This window comes from Olivibacter jilunii (assembly GCF_900607235.1).
GTDB classification, from domain to species: domain Bacteria; phylum Bacteroidota; class Bacteroidia; order Sphingobacteriales; family Sphingobacteriaceae; genus Olivibacter; species Olivibacter oleidegradans.
Genome location: NZ_LR027866.1, coordinates 1 through 5,351, shown reverse-complemented (window position 1 = coordinate 5,351; position 5,351 = coordinate 1). Strand labels below are relative to the sequence as shown.

Below are 5,351 nucleotides of genomic sequence, written 5' to 3'. Positions count from 1 at the left end.
GGATACCATTGTTAAGGATTCGGCCACCCATCAGTTTCTTACGGGCAAAGGTGCTATCATACATATTACCGACGATGCTCTCCGTTCCACTTACATCACGCCAATCTTCCATCCATTTGGTGTAAAAAGCACCCATATGATAATTAAGCATACCCGTTTCGCAGGTTGCATGAGCATCCCCCCCATAACCGAGGCGCTCCCGTTGCGGACAATCGACAATATATCCACCCAACGAAAGGTTTTCAAAAGTCCACCGCACCTTATCATAAATCCATTGTTGCAACGAATCGGAGCACGCAAATTGCGTTGCGGATTGAATACCGGTGCGCACCACCCAGCCGTGAATAGCTGATAGTTTTGGTTTTTCCTTTAAACCTTTAATAGTAATCCACCGACCCGAACTATAGTTGAACCGATTCCGAAAAACGCCCTTACCCGTTGCACCTATGATATAGGCGCTATGTAAACCGAAGGTCATGTCGTCTTGTTCTCTTTCCGAATAGAGAAATTGAATAGTATCTCCCGGATTTCCCTTTATTGGTACTTCGGTCCAGCCCGCAAAATTAACACCCATATCTACGCGAAACGAACCGTCCGCCCTTTCTTCTATACTAATCGGCCGAATTTCGTCGAACAGGTAATTTTTTTCTACCTGCTGTGCCGACAATTTCAACTCCGGTTTATAAACCACCACATTTTTCCAAGCCGAATCGCCACCATCAAGCCGGTTCCATTCCGGCATTTCCTGATTGGCATTCCATAATTCACCGCCCATTCGATTGGAATCCCAAATACCGAGCAATTTATTAGGGCTTGGATGGGTTTTCCAACTAGCATCGGTAGCTAGTGAAAATATGGGCTTCGCATCAGCCTGCGGTTCCTTCTCTGCATAAATGGCAGCCTGCGCCAGCACGATAGGGGTGTTGGGCCGATGGTCTGAAACGTAAGGACCGTGGATGGACCAAGACGTTCCTAACCAAATTGCAACCACATTTTTTCCTTTCTTTAGAGCAGGTGTAATATCGTAGCTTACGTAACGTGCACGCTTGGTATGGTCGCTTACTGCCGGAGCCAGCACATCCTCGCCTATCCGTTTACCATTCACATACACTTCATGGAAGCCAACGGAGGCGACAAAAAGTGATGCGCGGCCCGGACGTCGCGGTAACTCAAATGTTTTACGTAACCAAGGATCAATAATATTGCAGTCCTTCTGTTTGGGATCGAAAAGCTGATCCGTGCCAATCCATTCCGCCTGCCATTCACCTGGTTCAAACAAGCCGGTAGTCCATTGCGCCGACTTGCTCCAAGGCGACGGCTTCCCGTCTTCATCCTTTACGGCAACTTTCCAATAATAGGTTCGGTCCGACAGTAAGGGCTTTCCTTGGTAGACAACCTGCTGCATCGCGTCTGAATTGACCCATTTGGAGTCCCACATATCTGCCTCCCCCCTATCCAGCAGACTTGCTTTCGAGGCGACCAAGATCCGATACGCTCCCTGCTTTTGTCCAAAAGCCTTTTTATCCCTCGCTTCCAAAGTCCAACTAAAGCGTGGAAATTGTTCATCTATCCCCATCGGGTTTTCTAAGTATTCAAACCGGAGATTGACAGGTATGATACTTGCTTTTTGCGCAAAGGAAATGGGTACTGCCAGGCAGTAGAACACTAGTGAAAGGAGGATTTTCTTCTTCATGGGAGTATTTTTTTCTATCAACTTCAATACGCATAGGTCTCAATCGTCACGGGCCCGAGCAAGCCCGCCGGATGTAGCGGACTATCCCTTCGATAAGGATTGATCGGCAGCCAGGTGGTACGCTTATCTTGTGGGATACCCAGATCACCAATCAGCCGGTTTACCCAAGTATTGACAACTTTGATCTCTAGCTGATTTTTCCCTTCTTGGACAGCAGATGTGATGTCTATTTTATAAGGTGGAGTCCAAGCACCACCTGCATCTTTACCGTTTATCTGGACTTTTGCTAAGGCAATAACGGACCCCATATTAAGGTATACCCGTTGCCCTTCCTTAGGTTTCTGCAGTTGAATGGTCGTTTGATAGTTCGCAGCTCCCGAGTAATAGCGTATTCGCTCATCCGAATGCTTCGACCAATCGCTCAAGCTATCAAAGACTACCGGTTTATCCGGCCCCTGGGCTGTTTGATCGAATATCACCGTCCATGGTTGCCGGATGATCTCCGTTTTTGTAGGAGACGGAAAGTTCAACCGATTTTTCTTCTCATCGAGCTTGTTGGCCTTCCGGAATACAATAAAGGCACTCTCATAGGCTTCGAGCAACAGCGGTACGGTTGTAGTCTGTTCAGTTTGACTAAATTCCGGCAATTCCCGTCGGCTACCATCGATCGCATTCCATAACGCCGGAACCTTGTCGCTAACACGAAATTCAGGTGTTATACGGATCGCTTGATCCGTTTGGTTCGATACAAAATAGATGTCGCCTCCATCCAATCGGCGATGAATAAATAAGGCCGTGTCCCGATCCGCTAATTTAACATCCGGTAATATTTGCAAGCTATCCAATGCCGCTTGCAGGTCCATACCATCCATTACCAAGCCCTTTCCATAAGCATGCGTTTTTATTTGTTTAGCATCGATATTTCCCCACAGTTTGTCAGCCAAGTCCTTTACCTTCTTGTCCGCTTCCCCAAAATGCTGCAAACTGGGCGATCGCTTTGGTTTCGGCCCTAATATCACACCACCATCCCTCACCAGTTCTTCCATTTTTTCGAGCAGCTCCGGACGCATGGTTTCCAACTTCGGTAGCACCAATATACGATAAGACAGCCCATCAGGTAAAACAAAGCGCCCATCCTTCACCTTCAGTCGATCCCGAATGACCTCGCCATTGATATAATCAAAGGAATAACCCTTTGGCAAGGCAGGATCCTGCACCCCCGTCATCTTAGGCGCGTCTTCGCCGATAAAATAAGCCACATCGGCCACGTATTTCCCCTGCTGCAACATAAAATTGCAGCGTTTCAGGTAATCGACAAATAAATCCATATCCGCATACCATGTATTAAAACGGTTAAACTCGTTTCCGAACCAAGCGTTCATTCCCGGCTTTTTATCTTCATAGGCTTGATGAATATAAACATGCAGTAAGGAATTATTGATCCCTTCAGTAAAGAAGCGATCACCCCGTTGTTTCATCAATGCAGGATATCGACCATAGGTGTTTCCCGCAGCCGTGAAGGATTCGGCCGACACCTTATTTTTCCCATAGATGTGTGCCGCGGAAGAAGCTGCCCTGTTTTCGATATTCCCCAGATCACCCTCGCTCCAAAACTCACCACCCACCTCATCCGATTGTCCGCCATATTGTAGAAACTCACCGGGAAAGCCCCAGTGCCCGTAGTTCTCCAACCAAATGCTTAGTCCGTGTTTATGGCTGATATCACGCAATCCGCCCACATACTCATAGGCTACCTTATCGGCAATAAATCGTCTCAAATCCCACAAAAAGCGATCGGATTCATCCTGACTGCCGATAACATAGCCATACATTACGGGGATATAGGGTACAGGATCATAACCGTATTGCTTTTTAAACTTTTCTATGAAATTGTCTGTCCAATTTTGACCGCCCATTTCATAGCTATCCTGAACAGCCACCTTGAACGTTTTCCGATCGGCTGGCGGAATCCGTCGCATAACTTCGCCCAGGAAAGCATCAAAATGCTGAACGACATGGAGGTGATTCATTTTATCGATCTCTAATCCGGTTCCTTCCGGTGAAGCAGGGCCGTTCTTGACACCTGTTGGTACCATGCCGGTTCGTAAAACAATCCAGTCGCCCTTCGGTGCATTCCAAATCAAGGCACCGTCAGCGTCCATTTTATCCGTAATATCCAACACAGTGGTTGGCTTTGTCAACTGTACCGCATCGTCGACAGGAGCTTGTGTCTCCCACAGATAATCATGCCAATAAGGAAGCGGAGTCGGATGCATCTTCGCCAAAACTTTCTCCTTAAAGCGCGCTACACGCGGTAAAGGACTCAGTATTATTTCGGCCAAGGCGGCATTTTCCGAAACTTCCGTAAAGACTAGGCGAAACTTCTTGGCGCGAACAGCTGCAAAAGATACCGATACAGGAGCGTACGGTTCGAAACCGACATTGAGCTGGCTATTGCTACGATCGATCTTAAATGATTTGATTTCCCGGTAACCGGTATCGACCGCAACTTGCAAGCGGACATGAAGCATCATCGCTTGCGCCGCAGGCGTAATGGTTAGGCTTCTGGCACTATAATCCTTATCCGTCGTAAAGGTAATTGCTGTTGCTAAGCCGGCAGGCAGCTTCACATGGGTCTGTGTGTCCTGATCGATCAGTAAGGGGAGGTTCTTTAAGCTAGGTTGTGCCAAAATCTCAGGACTAGCATCCGCAATTGATTGTCCGTATTCTGCACTTGCGGGAAATGCGAGGACGCGCACATCTTGAAAGTTTTCACCCAGCTGCGGCAGTTTAACGGCAACTTGCTTGCCGCCCCTCACCAACGTTTCCGTTGCCCCTAAGTAGCGCATCGCTTGGGCGGGTTTAACCCAAGGCCCGCCCGATTGGCTCCAGCCGGGACTGTTGAATAAACCGATTTCGATGCCTAGCTCACCCGCTCTTTTTAAAGCTGCATGCGTAATTTCCCACCACTCATCCGAAAAAAGTTTGACCTTTCCGTAAGGCACATCTTCTAAACCGATATTGCCGATAAATGCGCGATTAATACCAACAGCTTTCATCGCTTCTAAATCTTTAACAACCCCTTCTTTGGAAATATGATCCGAAATCCAATACCAATAGACGCTTGTTTGGATGGAGTCGGGCGGTTGTTGAAAAGCTTCTTCTAAAGCAGCAAATGATTGATCGGTATCATCGGGGGCGCATTTCCAGCACAGAAAACACGTCCATAGTAAGATAATTGTTCGAAAAAATAGGAAACGCCAATAATTCATATTTTGATTAGGTAATAATCGGTAATTTCTTAGCCAATATAGCTTTTATTATGTATTTCTTCATCCTGTTCTATCCTGATAGGAGCTATTAGCTGTAAACTATAAGCGGTAAGCTTTAGGCAGTAGGCTATAGGCTTTCGGATATCAGCTTTCAGCCATCAGCTTATTTCCCTAGCTCGAGGCCTTAGCGGCTATAACTATAGGCCTTAAGCCATAAGCGGCAAGCTTTAGGCAGCAACTGTCCCACCGTTGATCATTTATCACTCATATACTCTATTAAATTGCAAGTTTTCAGGCCACATTTTTTTCGGAGCTGTTTACATTTTTTTCTCTCGGATCCAGACATATATAATCTCTTGAATATGGCGTTCTGTTCTTTACCACAC

The 5,351-nt window shown here is 46.8% G+C and carries 2 protein-coding genes; both read right to left on the bottom strand.

Translation table 11 applies throughout. The features are described from left to right. A partial coding sequence (locus E0E36_RS27610; RefSeq protein ID WP_165447099.1) for a family 78 glycoside hydrolase catalytic domain occupies positions 1-1,693 on the bottom strand: 1,693 nt, incomplete at its 3' end. 23 nt (positions 1,694-1,716) lie between these two features. Beyond that, positions 1,717-4,965 (bottom strand): glycosyl hydrolase, encoded by a 3,249-nt coding sequence (locus E0E36_RS27605; RefSeq protein WP_130858597.1) that lies wholly within the window; start codon positions 4,963-4,965, stop codon positions 1,717-1,719. Positions 4,966-5,351: the final 386 nt, after the last annotated feature.